Source organism: Micromonospora sp. L5 (genome assembly GCF_000177655.2).
Taxonomy (GTDB): Bacteria; Actinomycetota; Actinomycetes; order Mycobacteriales; family Micromonosporaceae; genus Micromonospora; species Micromonospora aurantiaca.
In genome coordinates, this window is the sequence record NC_014815.1 from 1,648,063 (window position 1) to 1,666,184 (window position 18,122).

Sequence of the window (18,122 nt, forward strand, 5' to 3'; positions counted from 1 at the left end):
CCGGTTCGGGGTTGCGCCGGTGTGCTTCGCCCGACGGTCCCCGGAGACGCGCCGGAGCGTACCCGGAGATGCCCTTTTCCGCCCGGTCCGCGCGGCCGGTTCCGGCCGCGCGGACCTCGTCCGCCGGATCGGGGACGAGCGGGGGCCGTTCCCCGATGTCGGGGCCCCGCCTGCTGCCTAGCGTCATCTGGGGTCGGCACAGGGCCGGCATCAGGAGGGTGGAACCCGGGACATGGGCAGGCGACCGGTGGCCGTGCGGCTGGCACGGTGGAGTGCGGAGCATCCGTGGCGCGCGATCGCGTTGTGGGTGGTCTTCGTGGCGGTGTGTTTCGTGGGCGGCAGCGCCGCCGGGCTGAACGAGGCGACCGACGAGGATCAGGCGATCGGCGAGTTCGGACGGGCACAGCTGATCGTCGACAGTGGCGGGTTCGACCGGCCGGCGACTGAGAACGTGCTGATCACCGCCCGCTCGGGCTCGCTCGACCAAGCCGCGGCGAAGGCCGCCGCGCAGGACGCGGCGGACCGGCTGCGGCAGGTCGACGGCGTGGCCTCGATCGGTACGCCGATGCCGTCGCGCGACGGCAGCGCGCTGCTGGTGCCGATCACCATGTCGGGCGACCCGGGCACCGCCGGTGACCGGGTGCAGCCGCTGCGGGACACCACCGCCAAGGTGCAGGACGCGCACCCGCAGCTGCGGGTGGAGCAGGTCGGCGGCCCGTCGATCGACAAGGCGCTCGACGACACGCTCGGCAAGGACTTCAAGCGCGCCGAGCTGCTCAGCCTGCCGGTGACGCTGGCCATCCTGATCATCGCGTTCGGCGCGCTGATCGCCGCCGGGGTGCCGGTGCTGCTGGCGCTCTCCTCGGTGGCCGCAGCGATGGGCCTCTCCACACTCGCCTCGCACCTGGTGCCGGCCACCGACACCACCGCCAGCGTCATCCTGCTGATCGGCATGGCGGTCGGCGTTGACTACTCGCTGTTCTACGTGCGGCGGGAACGGGAGGAACGGGCGAAGGGCCGATCCGGACTGGACGCGGTGGAGATCGCGGCGGAGACCTCCGGGCACGCCGTGGTGGTCTCCGGCACCGCTGTGATCATCTCGATGGGCGGTCTGCTGCTCGCCCAGGACGCGATCTTCTCGTCGCTGGCGGTCGGCTCGATCCTGGTGGTCGCGGTCGCCGTGATCGGCTCGCTCACAGTGCTGCCGGCGCTTCTGGCGAAGCTGGGCCGCTGGGTGGACCGGCCGCGGGTGCCGCTGCTGTGGCGCCTCACCGCGCCGCGTGACGGGCAGCCGGCCCGGCCCCGGTTCTGGCCGGCGGTGCTCAAGCCGGCGCTGCGCGCGCCGGTGGCCACGCTGCTGATCTCGGTCGCGCTGCTGCTCGCGCTCACCGCGCCCGCGCTCGGCATGAAGCTGAAGTTCCCCGGCCCGGAGGACGTGCCGCGCACCACGGCGGCCATGCAGGCGTACGACCGGCTCACCGCGGCCTTCCCGAGCAACGGCACCAGCCACACGGTCGCCGTGCGGGCACCCGCCGAGCAGGCCGACCGGGTGCGGGCCGCGCTCACCGACCTGGCCGGCCATACCGCCGCCGACCCGCTCTTCGCGCCGGCCGAGGGGGACGGCCCGGAGATCCAGGTGTCGGCGGACCGGCGGGTGTCGGTGCTGGAGGTGGCCACGCCGCACGCCAGCCGCTCCGACGAGGCGTCCCGGTCGCTGCACGAGCTGCGCGAGGACCTGGTCCCGGCCACGCTCGGCGGCATCCCGGGCGTGGAGTACGCGGTCGGCGGCGGCGTGGCCGCCAGCGAGGACTACGCCGCCCACATCTGGGCGAAGCTGCCGATCGTCGCGGCGTTCGTGCTGGCGCTGACGTTCCTGGTGATGGCGTGGACGTTCCGGTCGATGGTGGTGGCGCTGACCTCGATCGTGCTGAACCTGCTCTCCGCCGGCGCCGCGTACGGGCTGCTGGTGCTGGTCTTCCAGAGCACCTGGGCGGAGGGGCTGCTCGGCTTCACCTCGATGGACGCGATCGTCACCTGGCTGCCGCTGTTCCTGTTCGTGGTGCTGTTCGGACTGTCGATGGACTACCACGTCTTCGTGGTCAGCCGGATCCGCGAGGCGGTCGACCGGGGGATGCCGACCCGGGAGGCGGTGGCGCACGGGATCACCTCGTCGGCCGGGGTGGTGACCAGTGCGGCGGTGGTGATGGTGGCGGTGTTCTCCATCTTCGCCACGCTCAGCATGATCGACTTCAAGCAGCTCGGCATCGGCCTGGCGGCGGCGATCCTGCTGGACGCCACGATCATCCGCGCGGTCGTGCTGCCCTCGGTGATGACGCTGCTGGGTGACGCGAACTGGTGGGCGCCGCGGTTCATGCGCCGCCGGACGCCCACCCCGGCGGTCGAGCCGCCGCCCGCTCCGGCGCCGGAGCTGGTCGGCGCCCGCTGAGCCCGAGCGGACCCGCCCCGGCGCCCAACCGGAAGTGCCGAACAGCTTGACATCAGTTCCGGCTCGTGCCGGCCGCTGAGAAGGCATTCGTGTTCGCGCGGTATACCTGAGAGTCATAACTATGACTCTCAGGTATACCGCCTTCCGTGCATCTGTTCGCCGCTGAGGGTGACGGAGAGTGTTGGCAGCTTTCGTACCGGATGATCGTCATCGGCGCCCCGCTCCCCGGCGAGCGGGGCGGCGGGGTTGTCACGGCAGGGCGCACGGCTCCCGCCAGGCGTCCAACTGGCGGTCCTTGCGGATCGAGGCGAAGCCGTAGCCGACCGAGGTGACGCAGAAGTCCGCCGGCTCGCCGGTGTACTCGACGTGGAAGACCGGCTTGCCGGCGTCGACGAACGGCAGCAGCTTCGCGCACTCGCGGCGGCGTACGCACTCCTGGTTGACCGCGAAGTCGAAGTCGGGGGCCAGCGCGGCCACCTGCGGCACGTCGTCGACCAGGCCGGGGGAGAGGTCCAGCTTGCGGGCCAGCCCGGCCAGCCGGCGGTTGAACAGCAGCTGGTCGTCGAAGTCCAGCGGGAAGCCGGAGCGGTGCCGGTAGCCGTCCGCGTCGGCGAGCGCCACCGCGCCGAAGCCCTTGCCCCGGCACAGCCGGAACCGGTCGGCCAGCACCGGAGCGAGCGCGTCCCAGCCCCGTACGTCCAGGAAACGGCTCCCCGGCCGCCCCGGCACGCCCGCGCCGCGTACGGCGGCGGGGAAGCGGGTGGCGTCCGGGTCGCCGGCGGCGTACGTGCCGACCCGGACGTGGCAGACCAGCCGGCGGCTCTGCTCGCGCAGCTCGGCGGTCTCGGCCGAGGTGGTCGCCACCGGATCGAGGAGGAAGACGTCGGCGTCGGCTGTGACGTCCACCGGGGTGGTGAGCTGCCACTGCCACCGCCAGCGGTCGGCCTGAGCGGCCGGCCAGGGCGTGGGCGCGCCGGGCGGCGTGATCGGCCGGCGGCAGGCCGGCACCGGGGCGAGCAGCAGCGCGGTCAGCGCGAGCGCCACGCCCCGGCGCGGGCCACGTCGGCGGACGCGGGCCGGCCGGGAGCGCGGCACGGCCCACACCGGCCGGATCCGCATCGACAGCTCCCCGGACGCGGGCGGCCCGACGCCGCCCCCGACCGGTCAACGAACGCCGGGCCGGTCACGACGCGCGGTCAGCTCGGGGTGGCGAAGACCTGCGTCCAGTACGGCCCGTTGCTGCGCGCAACGCCCACACCGATCTGGGTGTACGAGCAGTTGAGGATGTTCTTCCGGTGGCCTTCGGAGTTCATCCAGCCCTCCATGACCGCCGCCGGGGTCTGGTAGTTCCAGGCCACGTTCTCGCCCACCATGCGGTAGCTGTAGCCGGCGGCCTTGACCCGGTCCCAGGGCTGGCTGCCGTCGCTGCCCGTGTGGTCCATCTTCTTGTGGTCGGCCTGGTCCTGGCTGTGCCGCTGGGCGGCCAGGTTCAGCTTGGCGTTGACCGTGAGCGCCTTGCAGCCGGCCTTCGCCCGCTCCTGGTTCACGATCGTGACGACCTTCTGGAGTTCGGCGCTCAGCCCGGTCGTGGCGGTGGCCTTGGTGCTCGTGGAGCCGCCGCCCGACGTGCCGCTGCTCGGGGCGCTGCTGCGCTCCTGCTGCCGCGACGGGGCGGTGCTGCGGCTCGGCTTCGGGGTGGCCTTCTTCGTCGGGCTCGGCGCGACGGTGGTCGGTACGGCGGACGGGCTCGCCGACTCGGGCGCGAGCGCGTCGGCGGGCGCCTCATCGGTCCCGTCGGGCGCCTGCGGCGCGGCGGCCACCGGCGCGTCTGCGGAGGTGCGCTTCGTGCCCTGGCCGTCGCCGGGCAGCAGGACGGCGCCCACGCCGAGGCTCACCACGAGCGTCGCCGCGGCGGCGGCCCCGCCGATCACGAGTGGCCGGGACAGGCGCCGCTTCGGGCGCTGCCGGTCGTCGGCCGGGGTGTCGGTCGCCGGCTGCCAGGTCGCGGTGGGCTGTTCCCAGCCAGCGGCCGGCTGCTCGTGCCCCGGCCAGGCGGTGGGCTGGTCCTGGCCCTGCCACGCCGCGGGCTGCTCGTGGCCCCGCCACGCGGGCTCCTGGCCGTGCCACGCGTCGGTCGGCTGCTCCTCGCCGTTCCACCTGTCCCGGGCCGGCGGGTACGAGCCGGCGGGTCCGTAGGCCGGGGGTGCGCTCTCGGGACGGAAGCCCCCGGCGACCGGCTCGACGCCGTGACCGGCGGGCCGCTGCTGCGCTTCGTCCCCGAACAGGTACGACGACCGCGGCTCGGGCCGGTCGCTGAGCCACGCCGGACCCTCGTCGGTCGGCGGCTCGGGACGCCGGCGGGCGCCCTCCGGTTCGATCGGGTCGTTCCAGCGGTACACGCCTGTCCCCTCCACGGGTCGGTTGCGGGCCGGGGTGACGCTACGGGCGCACTCCGAGCTGCGGCAACGTGGCTAAGAAAGAGTTAAGGCGAAGCCGGCGGCAAGGATGAGTCGTTCACACATTTCCGGCGTACAGTAAAGGCGTCCGGACAGAGCGTGTCCGCGCCTTGTGGCAGCCCCCCGGCGAGTGGACCGGCCGACGTGGAGATGATCTACGGCCTTGGTCAACTTGACGAAGGAGGGGGTTTCGGCTCAATATGTAGGTGTCGCCAGTCGCGCCCAGCCATGCCCCGATGCAGTGGGAATGGCAGCCGCGAACATCATGGGCGCGCGTTGGCCGGCCTTTCCGGCAGCGCACATCAAGGAGTCAGCATGGCGAAGGCCCTCTACGGCCACGTAAGTGCAGCGCCCGACCGGCGTCTGCTCGACGAGGTCACCCGACTGCGTGCCAGGGTTCAGGCACTGGAGTTCGAGATCACGCGTCTGCGCGCCGACAACGATCGGCTTGCGGCGGCAGCGGCGGAGGCCGATGACCTCCTCCGTCTGGCCGAGCCCGCACTGACCTGATCTCCAGTTGTCGGTAAACTGAATCGCACCACACCGAAAAGCGCGCCGACACTCAAGTGCCGGCGCGCAGCCATGTGCGGACCCCTTTTCGTCGCCGGCGTCGCAATTCTCGATCTTGCGGAACCGCCCGGAATTGCGCCCGGTAATTGTGATCATGCATTTCCGTTCCGCCCGCGACCGCCGGGCGGAAAGCGGACAGCCGGTCCGGCGGGTGGGTCGCGTGGCGGCGGCGCCCCGGTCCCGGGTTAGTCTGCGGGTTCACCAGGTCCGCGCAGCCGGCGACGGTACGGCGGCCACCGGACGAGGATCGAGAAGGTGCATCTCAAGAGCCTGACGGTGAAGGGCTTCAAGTCCTTCGCCTCCGCCACGACGTTGAAGCTGGAGCCCGGGATCACCTGCGTGGTGGGCCCGAACGGCTCCGGCAAGTCCAACGTCGTCGACGCCATCGCCTGGGTGCTCGGCGAGCAGGGCGCCAAGGCGCTGCGCGGCGGCAAGATGGAGGACGTCATCTTCGCCGGCACCGCCGGACGGGCGCCGCTGGGCCGGGCCGAGGTCACCCTCACCATCGACAACACCGACGGCGCGCTGCCGATCGAGTACACCGAGGTCTCCATCACCCGCCGGATGTTCCGCTCCGGCGAGAGCGAGTACGAGATCAACGGCGACTCCTGCCGCCTGCTCGACATCCAGGAGCTGCTGTCCGACTCGGGCATCGGCCGCGAGATGCACATCATCGTCGGGCAGGGCCGGCTCGACGGCATGCTGCACGCCAAGCCGGAGGACCGGCGGGCGTTCATCGAGGAGGCGGCGGGCGTCCTCAAGCACCGCAAGCGCAAGGAGAAGGCGCTGCGGAAGCTCGACGCGATGCAGACCAACCTCAACCGCCTGACCGACCTCACCGCCGAGCTGCGCCGCCAGCTCAAGCCGCTGGGCCGGCAGGCCGAGGTGGCCCGCCGCGCCGCCGGCATCCAGGCCAACCTGCGCGACGCCCGGCTGCGGCTGCTCGCCGACGACCTGCACACGCTGCGGACCACACTGGACAAGGAGATCGCCGACGAGACCGCGCTGCGCGAGCGGCGCGAGCTGATCGAGGCCGAGCACGGCGAGGTGCAGGGCCGCCTCGGCGAGCTGGAGGCGGCGCTGGCCGAGGACGCGCCGCTGCTCGCCGCGGCGCAGGACACCTGGTACCGCCTCTCCGCGCTCCAGGAGCGGTTCCGCTCGATCGAGCAACTGGCCCGGGAGCGGCTGCGTCACCTCAGCGCCGCCGGCGACGACGAGCGCCCCGGGCGCGACCCCGAGCAGCTGGAGGCGGAGTCGCGGCGGGTCCGCGAGCAGGAGGAGGAACTGCGCGCGGCGCTCACCGAGGACCAGATCCGGCTGGCCGAGGCGGTCGAGCACCGCCAGGAGCTGGAACGGCAGCTCGCCGCCGCCGAACGGGAACTGGTCGCCGCGGCCAAGGCGATCGCCGACCGGCGGGAGGGGCTGGCCCGCCTGACCGGCCAGGTCAACTCCGCCCGGGCGCGGACCACGAGTGCCGGCGAGGAGATCGAACGGCTCGCCGCCGCGCACACCGACGCGATGGGCCGCGCCGAGAAGGCGCAGGCCGACCTGGACGCGGTCGCCGAGCAGTCGACCGAGGCGGACCGGGACAACGCCGACCTGGACGCCCGGCACGACGAGGCGGTGGCCGTCCACGAGCGGGCCCAGGCGGCGGTGCGCAGCCTGGCCGACGGGGAGCGCGCCGCCGAGAAGGACGCCGCCACCTGGAAGGCCCGCGAGGAGGCGCTCGCCATGGGGCTGCGCCGCAAGGACGGCGCAGGGGAGCTGCTGGCCCGCGCCGACCAGGTGCCGGGGCTGCTCGGCAGCCTCGCCGGGCTGCTCACCGTCGCCCCCGGTGACGAGGCGGCGCTCGCCGCCGCGCTGGGCGGCCTGGCCGACGCGGTGGCGGTCAGCGGTGTGGACGAAGCGGTCGAGGCGATGCGGCTGCTCAAGATCTCCGACGCCGGCCGGGCCGGGCTGCTGGTCGGCAGCCCCGCCGGGCCGGGCATGGACGGGCCCGCCGACGCGTTGCGCCCGAAGCTGCCCGAGGGCGCCCGCTGGGCCCCCGACCTGGTGGAGTGCTCGCCCGCGATCCGCCCGGCCGTGCACCGGGCGTTGCGCGACGTGGCGCTCGTCGACGACCTGGCCGCCGCGTCCGCGCTCGTCGCCGCGAATCCGGAGCTGCGCGCTGTCACGCCCGACGGCGACGTGGTCGGGGCGTACGCGGCGGCGGGCGGGTCGGCCAAGGCGCCCAGCTTCATCGAGGTGCAGGCCGCCGTCGAGGAGGCGCGGGCCAACCGGGCCACCGCCGAACGCACCGCCGCCGAGCTGCGCGAACAGCTCGCCGAGGCGCGCGCCGAGGTGGCCGCCGCCAAGGAGGCGGTGCAGCACGCCGCCGCCGCCAAGCGGGAGGCGGAGAGCCACCGCAACGCCGCCGCGCGCCGCCTCGCCGAACTGGGCGCCGCAGCCCGCTCGGCCAAGGCGGAGACCGACCGGCTCGGCGAGTCCCGGGCACGCGCCGAGGCGGCCCGGGAGCGGGACCTCGCGGCGCTCGCCGAGCTGGAGGAACGACTGCGGCTGGCCGAGGCCACCCCGCTCGACGCCGAACCCTCCACCGAGGAGCGCGACCAGCTCGCCGCCATGGTGCCGCAGGCACGGCAGAACGAGATGGAGGTCCGGCTCGCGGTGCGTACCGCCGAGGAGCGGGTGGCCTCGATCGCCGGGCGGGCCGACTCGCTGGCCCGGCAGGCCACCGCCGAACGGGCGGCGCGGGAGCGCGCCGCGGCCCGGCGCGCGGCCCGCACCCGCGGCGCCCAGATCGCCCGGGCCGTGGTCGGCGGCGCCCGGGAGGCGCTCACCCGGCTCACCGTCTCCATCGCCCGGGCCGAGGAGCACCGCGACGCCGTCGCCCGCGAGCGCGCCGCCCGCGAGGCCGAGCTGTCCGAGGTACGCGGCGCGGCCAAGCGCCTCGCCGCCGAGCTGGAACGGCTCACCAGCCAGGTGCACCGCGACGAGGTGGCCCGCGCCGAGCAGCGGATGCGCATCGAGCAGCTGGAGGCCAAGGCCGCCGAGGACTTCGGGCTGGACGTGCCCACGCTCGTCGCCGAGTACGGCCCGGACCGGCTGGTCCCGCCCACCGACGCGGACGTGGCGCTCGCCGAGAAGGAGGGCCGGCCGGTGCCCGAGCCGGTCCGCTACGAGCGGCCGGTGCAGGAGAAGCGGGCCGCCAAGGCGGAGCGGGAGCTGGCCCTGCTGGGCAAGGTGAACCCGCTCGCGCTGGAGGAGTTCGCGGCGCTGGAGGAGCGCTTCAAGTTCCTCTCCGAGCAGCTGGAGGACCTCAAGGCGACCCGGCGCGACCTGCTCACCGTGGTCAAGGACGTGGACGACCGGATCCTGGAGGTCTTCGCGAGCGCGTTCGAAGACACCGCACGGGAGTTCGAGCAGGTCTTCACCGTGCTGTTCCCCGGCGGCGAGGGCCGGCTCGTGCTCACCGACCCGGAGGACCTGCTCACCACCGGTGTCGAGGTCGAGGCCCGCCCGCCGGGCAAGAAGATCAAGCGGCTCTCGCTGCTCTCCGGCGGGGAGCGGTCGCTGACCGCGGTGGCGATGCTCGTGGCGATCTTCCGCGCCCGGCCCAGCCCGTTCTACATCATGGACGAGGTGGAGGCGGCGCTCGACGACGTGAACCTGGGCCGCCTGATCACACTGCTGGCGCAGTTGCGGGAGAAGAGCCAGCTCATCGTGATCACGCACCAGAAGCGGACCATGGAGATCGCCGATGCGCTCTACGGAGTGACGATGCGCGCCGGTGTGACCCAGGTGATCAGCCAGCGGCTCAACCGGGCCGACGACGAGGAACAGGTGACAGACGAGTGAGTCGGGAACGCGCCACGGCGCTCCTGGTGGACTTCGACGGCGTGCTGCGCCGCTGGGATCCGGCGGTGGCCGCCGGTGTCGAGCGGGAGTACGGGCTGCCCGAGGGCGTCCTCGGTGAGATCGCGATGTCCTGGGGGCTGCTCCAGCCGGTGCTCACCGGCCAGGTCAGCCACGCGAAGTGGATGGCGAGCGTGGCCGACGCGCTGACCCCGACGATCGGCGACCCGGAGCGGGCCCGGGCGGCGGTGGACCAGTGGCAGAGCTACCGCGGCGAGGTCGACCCGGACGTGCTGGCGTTCGTCCGCGAGGTGCGGGCCGCCGGCGTACGGGTGGGGCTGGGCACCAACGCGACCGACCTGCTCGACGCCGACCTGGCCGCGCTGGGCCTGATCGGGGAGCTGGACGTGATCGTCAACTCCTCGGTCGTCGGGGTGCACAAGCCGGCGAAGGAGTACTTCCAGGCCGCCTGCGAGGCGCTGGAGACGCCGCCGGGGCGGGTGCTGTTCGTCGACGACGAGGACCGCGCGGTGGCCGGCGCCCGGGTGGCTGGTCTGTCCGCGCACCGCTGGAGCGGCCCGGCCGACCTGCGGTACCTGCGGGCGGCGCTGGCGTACTGAGCCGGACGGGCCCCGTGTCCCGCCCGGCTCGTGCGCCGCTCACCGCAGGCCCGGCACCTCGGTGACAGTGAACGGCGGGGCGGGCGTGGTCGCGAAGAGCTGGCTGTCCACCCAGAGCAGTCGGCCGGCGTCGCGCGCCACCGAGGTGGGCGACCGCTGGATGCCGACCGGGCGGGACCGGTCGACCACCTGGGCGGTACGTAGTTCCTGGTCGAGCCGGGCCAGGTTCACCAGGAACCGGGTGCCGCCGGCGCCGTCCGGTTCGTTGACCACGCCGTAGAGCCGGTCCCCCTCCAGCAGCAGGCCGTCCGCGCCCATCCGGCCACCGCTCACCTCGACCTCGGTCACGGACCGGTCGGCGAGGTCGACCCGGAACAGGCGCTCGCCGCCCTGCTCCGCGACGAGGGCGACCCGGCCCGACGGGTCGACCACGATGCCGTTGAGGAAGACCGGGACGGCCGGGAAGTCGTCCGGACCCACCCAGGGGACCAGGGCGCCGACGCGCCCGCCGGTGAGCCCGGCCCGCCACACGGTGCCGGTGGCGGAGTCCGTGACGTAGACGGCGTCTTCGGTGACCGCCAGGTCGTTGAGGGCCGCGCCGGGTGCGGCGGCGCGGCGGGCCAGCAGGTTGCCGTCCGGCGCGTACACGAAGAGCGTGCCGGTGGTCCAGCCGGCGACGAGGACGCGGCCCCGGCGGTCCACCCGGACCCCGGCGGCGCTGGTCCGGCCGTCGGCGCCGGGGGCGAGGAACGGGCGCAGCCCGGCCCGGCGGGTGTCGCCCCGGTAGACCGCGCCGGTGGCCGAACTCGTCACGTACATCGTGCCGCTGGCGGTTACCGCGAGCCCTTCGGGCAGCACGCCGGGCGCGCGGGAGACGACGTAGGTGTCGGGATGGACGTCGGTGGGGGCGGGCCGGGGTACGCCGACGGTCACCGCCGTCAGGACCGCGGTGGCCGCCGCAGGGAGTGTCTTCACGCCACGCAGCGTCCGGCGGCGCCGGCCCGCCCGGAAGCCCCTTTCGGCACGGGCCGAAAGGTGGCTACCGTTCGCCGGTGACCACCCTGCGACTCAACGCCGCCGACCTGAGCCGCACCGTCCTGCGGTCCGAACCGGCGGTGCTGGTCGAGCTGGCGATGGCCGCCCAGCGGCTGGTCCTGGCCGACGTGCCGGAGCACCTCGCCGGGTGGCGGACCCGGACCCGGGCGGCGTTGCGCCCCGAGATGCGTTCCTACCTGGACCTGTGCCGGACGCCGTACCTGGTGCCGGACCTGGTGACCCCGCCGGTGTTCGACGGCGGCCTCGACGCCCTGCTGGACCGGGTCGCCGGCACCCCGGACGAGGTGCTCGCCGCCGAGCTGGGCCCGCTGGTGGCGTCCGGCGCGCTGCCCGCCCGGGTGGCGCCGCTGGCCGCCGGGGAGCCCGCCGCCCGGGCCCGGCTGCGGGCCGCGATGCGCGCCTTCCACGGCGTGGCGCTCGCGCCCTACTGGTCGGAGATCGAGGGCGCGGTACGGGCCGACCGGGCGGTACGCGGCCACACGCTGGCGGCCGGCGGCCTCGACCGGGTGTTGCGCGATCTCAGCCCGTACCTGGCCTGGGCCGAGACGGGGGAGCACTACGCGCTGTCCTACCGGTGCGCGGTCGCCGACGACGTCGAGGTGGCCGCGGGCGGCCGGGGCCTGACCCTGCTGCCCTGTCATCTCGCCCCGCAGCCCTACCTGCTGGCGGACCCGGGCGGCCCGCTGGTGCTGGTCTACCCGATCCGGCCGGGGCGGCGTGAGCTGGGGGCCGGGGCGCCACTGGCCGACCTGCTCGGGCGGACCCGGGCGGCCGTGCTGGCGGCGACCGCCGACGCTCCCGGCACCTCCCAGCTGGCCCGCCGGGTCGGCGTCTCCGCGGCCACCGCCAGCGAGCACGCGGCGACCCTGCGGGCCGCCGGGTTGATCACCACGCGGCGGGACGGCGCGGGGGTGCGGCACTGCCTCACCCCGCTGGGCGAGCAGGTGCTGCGGGCGGGCGGCCCGGCAGGGGTCAGGCCCCGGTGACGCCGTCGATACGCTCGCGGATCAGGTCGGCGTGGCCGTTGTGCCGGGCGTACTCCTCGATCATGTGCATGTAGACCCAGCGGACGCTCATCGTCCGAGTCTCGGCGGTGCCGTCCCGGCGGGGGCGCCGGAAGGTCTGATCCAGGGAGAGGGCGGCGGCGGCCTGCCGGGCGGCGGCGACCTCGGCGAGGTAGGTGGCGAAGGTCTGCTCCGGGTCGGCGTCGGCGACCGCGTTCAGGTCGGCGTCCGGGTCTTCCTGGTCGTCGTAGAGGCCGGGTGCACCAGGGTGTCGCGGTGGTGGTCGAGCCAGCCTTCGAGCATGGTGCGCTCGTCGGCGACGTAGGGCTCGTGGCGGCGGTCGATCTCGGGTGCGGTCCAGGTCATGGGCGCAGATGTTAAGAGGGGCCCCCTGTACAACGCGAGGCGTTAACAGGGGGCCCTTCCTTACACCCTCAGGGGACCACGACGACGGGCCAGCGGCCGGTGCGCACGAGCCGGGTGGCGACCGAGCCGACCAGCTTGTGCCCGGCCTGCTCCGAGGAGCCGACCACCACCATGTCGGCCCGGTGCTCGTCGGCGGCCCGGCACAGCTCGGTGTAGGCGTCGCCGCGCCGGCACAGGAACGTCACCGGCAGGTCCAGTTCCTCGGCCCCGCGCCGGCACTCGGCACGCAGCTCGTCGGCCAGCTCGTCGTGGGTCTGCTGGACCGCCCCGGCCACCACGCCGGAGAGCATCGCGCTGTACGAGGCCGGCGAGCTGACGAACACCGCCACCAGCGTGGCGCCCTGCCGCCGGGCCAGGCCGGCGGCGTACGCGGCGGCGCGCCGCGAGGTGCGGCTGCCGTCCACGCCGACGAGCACCACCCGTGGCCCGTCCGTACCCCGTTCGTAGGGCAGCGGACGGGTCTGCGGGCCGTACCGCTCGCGCTCCGCGGCGTCCATCGTCAGTCCTTCGTTCCGGCGGGGACCGCCTCGGCCGTCTCCCGCCCGGCGGGGACCGGCTCGGCGTTGGAGCGGCGCAGCGGCACCTCACGGATGAGGACCACCGCGACGAGGGCGAGCAGCCCGAACGGGGCGGCGGCCAGGAAGATGTCACCCGCGGCGTGCCCGTACGCGGCCTCGACCACTGTGCGGATCGGGCCGGGGAGCGTGTGTACGTCCGGCAGACCGCCGCCGCCCGGCCCGGAGGCCGGGATGCCGAGGCGGCTCAGGCCGTCGGCCATGTAGCCGGTGACCCGGTGGCCGAGCACGGCGCCGAGCGCGCTCACGCCGATCGCGCCGCCGAGGCTGCGGAAGAACGCCACCACCGAGCTGGCCGCGCCGAGCTCGTCCGGGCGGACCGTGTTCTGCACGGCCAGCACCAGGTTCTGCATGGACATGCCGACGCCGAGGCCGATCAGCGCCATGAAGACCGCGAGGTGCCAGTACGGGGTGTCGGCGCGCATGGTGCCCATCAGCGCGAAGCCGGCGGTGAGCAGCACCGAGCCGATGACCAGCCAGCTCTTCCAGCGGCCGGTGCTGGTGATGATCCGGCCGACCACTGTCGAGGAGACCAGCAGGCCGCCGATCATGGGCAGCGTCATCAGGCCGGACATGGTCGGGCTGGCGCCGCGGCTGATCTGGAAGTACTGCCCGAGGAACACCGAGGCGCCGAACATGCCGACGCCGACCGCGATGCTGGCGATCACGGCGAGCGTGATGGTGCGGTTGCGGAACAGGTGCGGCGGGATCATCGGGTCGGTGGCACGCTTCTCGACCCGGGCCGCGAGCGCGCCGAGCAGCGCCGCGCCGGCCACCATCACACCGCTCTGCCAGGAGATCCAGTCGTACCGGTCACCGGCCAGGGTGATCCAGACCAGCAGCAGCGAGACGGCGGCGGTGATGAGCGTGGCGCCCCACCAGTCGATCTTCACCTCGCGCTTGACCACTGGTAGCCGCAGCGTCCGCTGGAGCACGATCAGGGCGAGCACGGCGAACGGCACGCCGACGTAGAAGCACCAGCGCCAGCCGAGCCAGGAGGTGTCCACGATGACGCCGCCGATGAGCGGGCCGCCGATGGTGCCGACGGCCATGACCGCGCCGAGGTAGCCGCTGTACCGGCCGCGCTCGCGCGGCGCGATCATCGTCGCCATGATCACCTGGGCGAGGGCGGTGAGGCCGCCCGCGCCGACGCCCTGCACCACCCGGCAGGCGATCAGCTCGCCGGTGGTCTGGGCCTGCCCGGCGAGCACCGAGCCCAGCACGAAGACCACCAGGGAGAGCTGGACCAGCAGCTTCTTGCTGAACAGGTCGGAGAGCTTGCCCCAGATGGGCGTGGTCGCGGTGGTCGCCAGCAGCGTCGAGGTGACCACCCAGGTGTACGCGGACTGACCGCCGCGCAGGTCGGTGATGATCCGCGGCAGCGCGTTGGAGACGACCGTGGAGGAGAGGATCGCGACGAACATGCCCAGCAGCAGGCCGGAGAGCGCCTCCAGGATCTGCCGGTGGGACATGTCGACGGCGGTCGCCCGTGCGGGCGCAGTCGCCTGAGTCATCGTGAAGTGCCTCCGGAGCGGGGGAGAAAGGTTGCCTCGGGCAACCGTAGAAGCCGTTGCCTTGAGCAACAACTCGGGCCGGGCGCGGATTGTTCCCCCTGCCGGCGGGCTCAGAACGACTCGTTGAAGCGGTGCATCAGCCGGGCGAGGTCCGCCACGTCCTCTTTCGGCCAGCTTTCGAGCGAACGCCTTATCTGTCCGAGTCGCGCCGCCCGGGCCGCGTCGAACCGCCGGGTGCCCTCCTCGGTGAGGCTGAGCTGGGCCGCCCGCCGATCGGTCGGGTCCGGGTCGCGGCGGACCAGACCCAGCGCCTCCAGCCCGCCGATCTGGCGGCTCAGCGTGCCCTTGCCGATCCCCAGCTTCGCGGCCAGGTCGGTGAGCCGGATCGAGCCGGAGCGGCGCAGCCAGAGCAGCAGGCCGTACGCGTTGGGCTCCAGGTTCGGGTGGACCTCGCGGGCGATCTCCCAGGACAGCGCCCGGCCGCGGCGCAGCAACGCGGTCAACTCGTGCTCCACGGCGCGCAGCGTCTCGTCCACGCTCAGAGGGTACTCAGTCCTCGTCGCTGAGTTGCTGTCGCGCCACCGGCCGCAGCTCGCCCTCGCTCGTCGTCCCCTCGATCACCACGGCGGCCCTGCGGCCCTGGTGCGTGAGCGTGGCCACCGCGTTCCCGAAGTAGGGCCCGGCCAGCTTCCGCCAGCGCACCGGCGGGCGGCGTACGCCGGCCGAGCGCGCCAGCGCCCGGGTCGCCCCGGCCGGGCCGGGATTCCAGCCCAGCGTCATCAGCGGGCGCATCGCGGCCGGCACCTGGTTGTGGATCGGCGAACAGGTGAGCTGGTGCACGGGCGTACGGACGTTACGGTCGGCGAACCGGGCCCGGGCCACGTACGAGTGGTGCACGTCACCGGAGAGCACGCTGATCGACGCCGGTCGCGCGTACGCCGGCCCGGCGCCCACCCGTGCCCCGGTGCGCGGCGCGGTGCCGCTGCCCAGCCGCGCGAACAGCTCGCCCAGCGCCTCGAACGAGCGCCGGAACGCCCCCCAGTGCTCCAGGTCCAGCGCCCGGCGGATCTGCTCGGAGAGCCGGGCCACCCAGGGGCGGCCGGAGTCGGCCAGGCGCTCGTTCCACGCCTCGACGTGGTGGATGCCCGGCGGCAGCAGCCACGGCAGCGAGCTGCCCACCACCAGATGGTCGTAGGTGCCGTGCGCCTGATCGAGGAACCACGACCACTCGCCCGGCGGCAGCATCGCCCGGTTGCCCGGCAGGAGCACCCGGCTGGACCGGTTGTCCAGCATGACCAGGCGGGTGCGGCCCAGGTCCAGCGCGTAGCTCCACTGGTACTGCACGGCCCGCCAGCGCTCGGTGTCGTGCGCCAGGTCGGCCTCCTTGTCGACCCGCTCGCCGAACTCGTGCAGCACGCCGGTGGCGTCCTCGGCGGCGACGACCTTCGCGTACACCGGGTCGGCGGCGATCTCGTCCGGGCTGAGGTTGCCCAGGTGCTGGTAGACCCAGTAGGAGGCAAGGCCGCTGCGGATCCGCTCGGCCCACCACGGCTGCTCGCGCATGTCCGCGCGCCACGACTGCGAGGTGTTCCAGTCGTCGATCACCTCGTGGTCGTCGAAGATCATCACGCTCGGCACGGTGGAGAACAGCCAGCGGATCTCCGGGTCGCGCCACGACTCCAGGTAGAGCTTGGTGTACTCGTCGAAGCTCACCACCTGCGTCGCCGGGGCGTCCTTCGGCCGCCGCCGGCGCCGCTTGAGCAGCCGCCGCACGGTCGGCGAGGTCTCGTCCGCGTACACCTGGTCGCCGAGCAGCACCAGCAGGTCGGGCAGCACGGCCTCGTCGGGCGCGGCCATCACCCGGCGGGCGTACGCGTCCAGCGCGTCAGGCGGCAGCTTCCGCGCGGTGGAGTGCTGGGTGGTCTCCCGGCACGAGCCGAACAGCAGCCGCACCGGCTGGTCGGCGTCGTCGAGCGCGCGGGTGCGGATCACGCTGGGCGGGAACGACGAGTCGGGCAGCGGCCACGCCACCTCGTCGTCGATCAGCACCTCGTACGTCGTGGCGCTGTCCGGGGTGAGCCCGCTCACCACGACGATCGCGTAGTGGTGGTCGTACGCGGAGAAGGTGGGTGCACTGCCGGTGGCGCCGTCCGCGGTGCAGACGGTGACCACGGCGGGCGAACTGGTCTCCACCCAGACGGTCGCCCGCGTGTCGACGACCCGGCGCAGCAACGGGCCGATGAGCAGGCGGGAACCGGGCACGACACACCTCCGACAAGATCGTTTCGGCTGTTCCCTACCCGGCCGGCGGTTGCGGTACGCCTTCCGGTGCGAGCGTACCCGCAGGTTGTTCGCGTGCCGAGGCGGTGAGTGGGACGCGGTCGTCGGCATCTGACAGGATTTCGGGCATGACGGAATACCTCCTCGTCGCTCTCGCCCTGCTCGGCGTGCTGATCATCGGCGGCCTGAGCCTCGTGGTGCCCCGGCTGCGCCGGCGCCCGCAGCCGCCGCTGCCGCGCACGGAGGTCGACACCCGGACGGAGGAGGACCTGGCCGGCCCGCCGGTCGAGGCCCCCGAGGCGGAACTCACCACCGGTGTGGTGGTGGAGGCGCCGCCGGCCCCTCCGGTCGAGGTGCCGCAGGTCGAGGTGCCGGAGCCGACCGCCGGCCGGCTGGTCCGGCTGCGCTCCCGGCTGTCCCGCTCGCAGAACGTCTTCGGCAAGGGCCTGCTCGGCCTGCTCAGCCGCGACCGGCTGGACGAGGACACCTGGGAGGAGATCGAGGACAGCCTGATCACCGCCGACGTCGGCATCGACGCCACCCGGGAGATCGTCGACCGGCTGCGCGAGCGGACCCGGGTGCTCGGCACCCGCACCGGGGAGGAGCTGCGGGCGCTGCTCGCCGCCGAGCTGGTGAACGCGCTCGACCCGGGCCTGGACCGCTCGCTGCGCACCGCGCCGAAGGAGGGCGTCCCGGCGGTGGTGCTCGTGGTCGGCGTCAACGGCGCCGGCAAGACCACCACCTGCGGCAAGATCGCCCGGGTGCTCGTCGCGGACGGCCGCAGCGTGCTGCTCGGCGCGGCCGACACGTTCCGGGCCGCCGCCGCCGACCAGCTGGAGACCTGGGGCGGCCGGGTGGGCGCCGAGACGGTCCGCGGGCCCGAGGCCGCCGACCCGGCCAGCGTCGCGTTCGACGCGGTCAAGCGCGGCATCGACACCGGCGTCGACACCGTGCTCATCGACACCGCCGGCCGGCTCCAGAACAAGATCGGCCTGATGGACGAGCTGGGCAAGGTCAAGCGGGTCGTGGAGAAGCACGGCCCGATCGACGAGACGCTGCTGATCCTCGACGCCACCACCGGCCAGAACGGGCTGGAGCAGGCACGGGTCTTCACCGAGGCGGTCAACGTCACCGGCGTGGTGCTGACCAAGCTCGACGGCACCGCCAAGGGCGGCATCGTGATCGCCGTGCAGCGCAAGCTCGGCATCCCGGTCAAGCTCGTCGGCCTCGGCGAGGGCAAGGACGACCTGGCCCCGTTCGACCCGGCACAGTTCGTCGACGCGTTGCTCGGCACCGAGCCGCTCGCCCGGGACGCGTAGCCTC

Annotated in this window: 13 protein-coding genes and 1 pseudogene; 6 read left to right on the plus strand and 8 right to left on the minus strand. The window is 73.9% G+C overall.

Features of this window, described 5'->3' with window-relative positions:
• The first annotated feature begins 232 nt into the window (after nt 1–232).
• Nucleotides 233–2,446 carry an MMPL family transporter gene (locus ML5_RS08085; protein WP_013474354.1) on the plus strand — a complete coding sequence of 738 codons (2,214 nt, stop codon included), beginning with the start codon at nt 233–235 and terminating at the stop codon, nt 2,444–2,446.
• Nucleotides 2,447–2,695: 249 nt separating this feature from the next.
• Here ML5_RS08085 and ML5_RS08090 read toward each other — a convergent pair whose 3' ends face one another.
• Complete coding sequence (locus tag ML5_RS08090; RefSeq protein WP_013474355.1) at nt 2,696–3,565, minus strand: endo alpha-1,4 polygalactosaminidase; 870 nt, start codon at nt 3,563–3,565, stop codon at nt 2,696–2,698.
• A gap of 77 nt (nt 3,566–3,642) precedes the next feature.
• Nucleotides 3,643–4,845, minus strand: a complete 1,203-nt coding sequence (locus ML5_RS08095) for a CAP domain-containing protein (protein ID WP_013474356.1) — start codon at nt 4,843–4,845, stop codon at nt 3,643–3,645.
• A 372-nt stretch (nt 4,846–5,217) separates the two neighbouring features.
• Between ML5_RS08095 and ML5_RS08100 the strand changes: the two genes are divergently transcribed.
• The 3 genes from ML5_RS08100 to ML5_RS08110 all read left to right on the plus strand — a co-directional run bounded on the left by ML5_RS08100 (nt 5,218) and on the right by ML5_RS08110 (nt 9,944).
• Entirely contained in the window at nt 5,218–5,412 is a 195-nt protein-coding gene (locus ML5_RS08100; RefSeq protein WP_013284566.1) for a hypothetical protein, read from the plus strand.
• 315 nt (nt 5,413–5,727) lie between these two features.
• Nucleotides 5,728–9,327, plus strand: a complete 3,600-nt coding sequence (smc, locus tag ML5_RS08105) for a chromosome segregation protein SMC (protein WP_013284567.1) — start codon at nt 5,728–5,730, stop codon at nt 9,325–9,327.
• A complete protein-coding gene (locus tag ML5_RS08110; protein WP_013474357.1) occupies nt 9,324–9,944 on the plus strand; it encodes an HAD-IA family hydrolase in 621 nt (206 codons plus the stop codon). Before smc ends, ML5_RS08110 begins: the two co-directional genes overlap by 4 nt.
• 39 nt (nt 9,945–9,983) lie before the next feature.
• Here ML5_RS08110 and ML5_RS08115 read toward each other — a convergent pair whose 3' ends face one another.
• Nucleotides 9,984–10,919 (minus strand): SMP-30/gluconolactonase/LRE family protein, encoded by a 936-nt coding sequence (locus tag ML5_RS08115; protein WP_013474358.1) that lies wholly within the window; start codon nt 10,917–10,919, stop codon nt 9,984–9,986.
• A gap of 77 nt (nt 10,920–10,996) precedes the next feature.
• Here ML5_RS08115 and ML5_RS08120 point away from each other — a divergent pair, with 77 nt between their 5' ends.
• Complete coding sequence (locus ML5_RS08120; protein ID WP_013474359.1) at nt 10,997–11,986, plus strand: helix-turn-helix domain-containing protein; 990 nt, start codon at nt 10,997–10,999, stop codon at nt 11,984–11,986.
• Here the strand turns inward: ML5_RS08120 and ML5_RS31415 are convergent.
• From ML5_RS31415 to ML5_RS08145, 5 genes and pseudogenes are all read right to left on the minus strand, one after another.
• A pseudogene (locus ML5_RS31415) lies at nt 11,973–12,370 on the minus strand (DUF664 domain-containing protein). The gene ML5_RS08120 and the pseudogene ML5_RS31415 sit on opposite strands and share 14 nt — an antisense overlap.
• 68 nt (nt 12,371–12,438) lie before the next feature.
• Nucleotides 12,439–12,927 (minus strand): universal stress protein, encoded by a 489-nt coding sequence (locus ML5_RS08130; RefSeq protein WP_013474360.1) that lies wholly within the window; start codon nt 12,925–12,927, stop codon nt 12,439–12,441.
• A 2-nt stretch (nt 12,928–12,929) separates the two neighbouring features.
• On the minus strand, nt 12,930–14,519 hold the full coding sequence (locus ML5_RS08135) for an MDR family MFS transporter (protein WP_013474361.1): 1,590 nt from the start codon (nt 14,517–14,519) through the stop codon (nt 12,930–12,932).
• Nucleotides 14,520–14,629: 110 nt separating this feature from the next.
• Nucleotides 14,630–15,055 (minus strand): MarR family winged helix-turn-helix transcriptional regulator, encoded by a 426-nt coding sequence (locus ML5_RS08140; protein ID WP_013284573.1) that lies wholly within the window; start codon nt 15,053–15,055, stop codon nt 14,630–14,632.
• A 13-nt stretch (nt 15,056–15,068) separates the two neighbouring features.
• Complete coding sequence (locus tag ML5_RS08145) at nt 15,069–16,781, minus strand: alkaline phosphatase D family protein (protein ID WP_013474362.1); 1,713 nt, start codon at nt 16,779–16,781, stop codon at nt 15,069–15,071.
• Nucleotides 16,782–16,927: 146 nt separating this feature from the next.
• Here ML5_RS08145 and ftsY point away from each other — a divergent pair, with 146 nt between their 5' ends.
• Nucleotides 16,928–18,118 carry a signal recognition particle-docking protein FtsY gene (gene ftsY / locus ML5_RS08150; protein ID WP_013284575.1) on the plus strand — a complete coding sequence of 397 codons (1,191 nt, stop codon included), beginning with the start codon at nt 16,928–16,930 and terminating at the stop codon, nt 18,116–18,118.
• Nucleotides 18,119–18,122: the final 4 nt, after the last annotated feature.

Bases quoted from the DNA above. Each gene is read 5' to 3' on its own strand.
- ML5_RS08085 (WP_013474354.1), top strand. From the start codon at position 233: ATGGGCAGGCGACCGGTGGCCGTGCGGCTGGCACGGTGGAGTGCGGAG.
- ML5_RS08090 (WP_013474355.1), bottom strand. From the start codon at position 3,565: ATGCGGATCCGGCCGGTGTGGGCCGTGCCGCGCTCCCGGCCGGCCCGC.
- ML5_RS08100 (WP_013284566.1), top strand. From the start codon at position 5,218: ATGGCGAAGGCCCTCTACGGCCACGTAAGTGCAGCGCCCGACCGGCGT.
- ML5_RS08130 (WP_013474360.1), bottom strand. From the start codon at position 12,927: ATGGACGCCGCGGAGCGCGAGCGGTACGGCCCGCAGACCCGTCCGCTG.
- ML5_RS08135 (WP_013474361.1), bottom strand. From the start codon at position 14,519: ATGACTCAGGCGACTGCGCCCGCACGGGCGACCGCCGTCGACATGTCC.
- ftsY (WP_013284575.1), top strand. From the start codon at position 16,928: ATGACGGAATACCTCCTCGTCGCTCTCGCCCTGCTCGGCGTGCTGATC.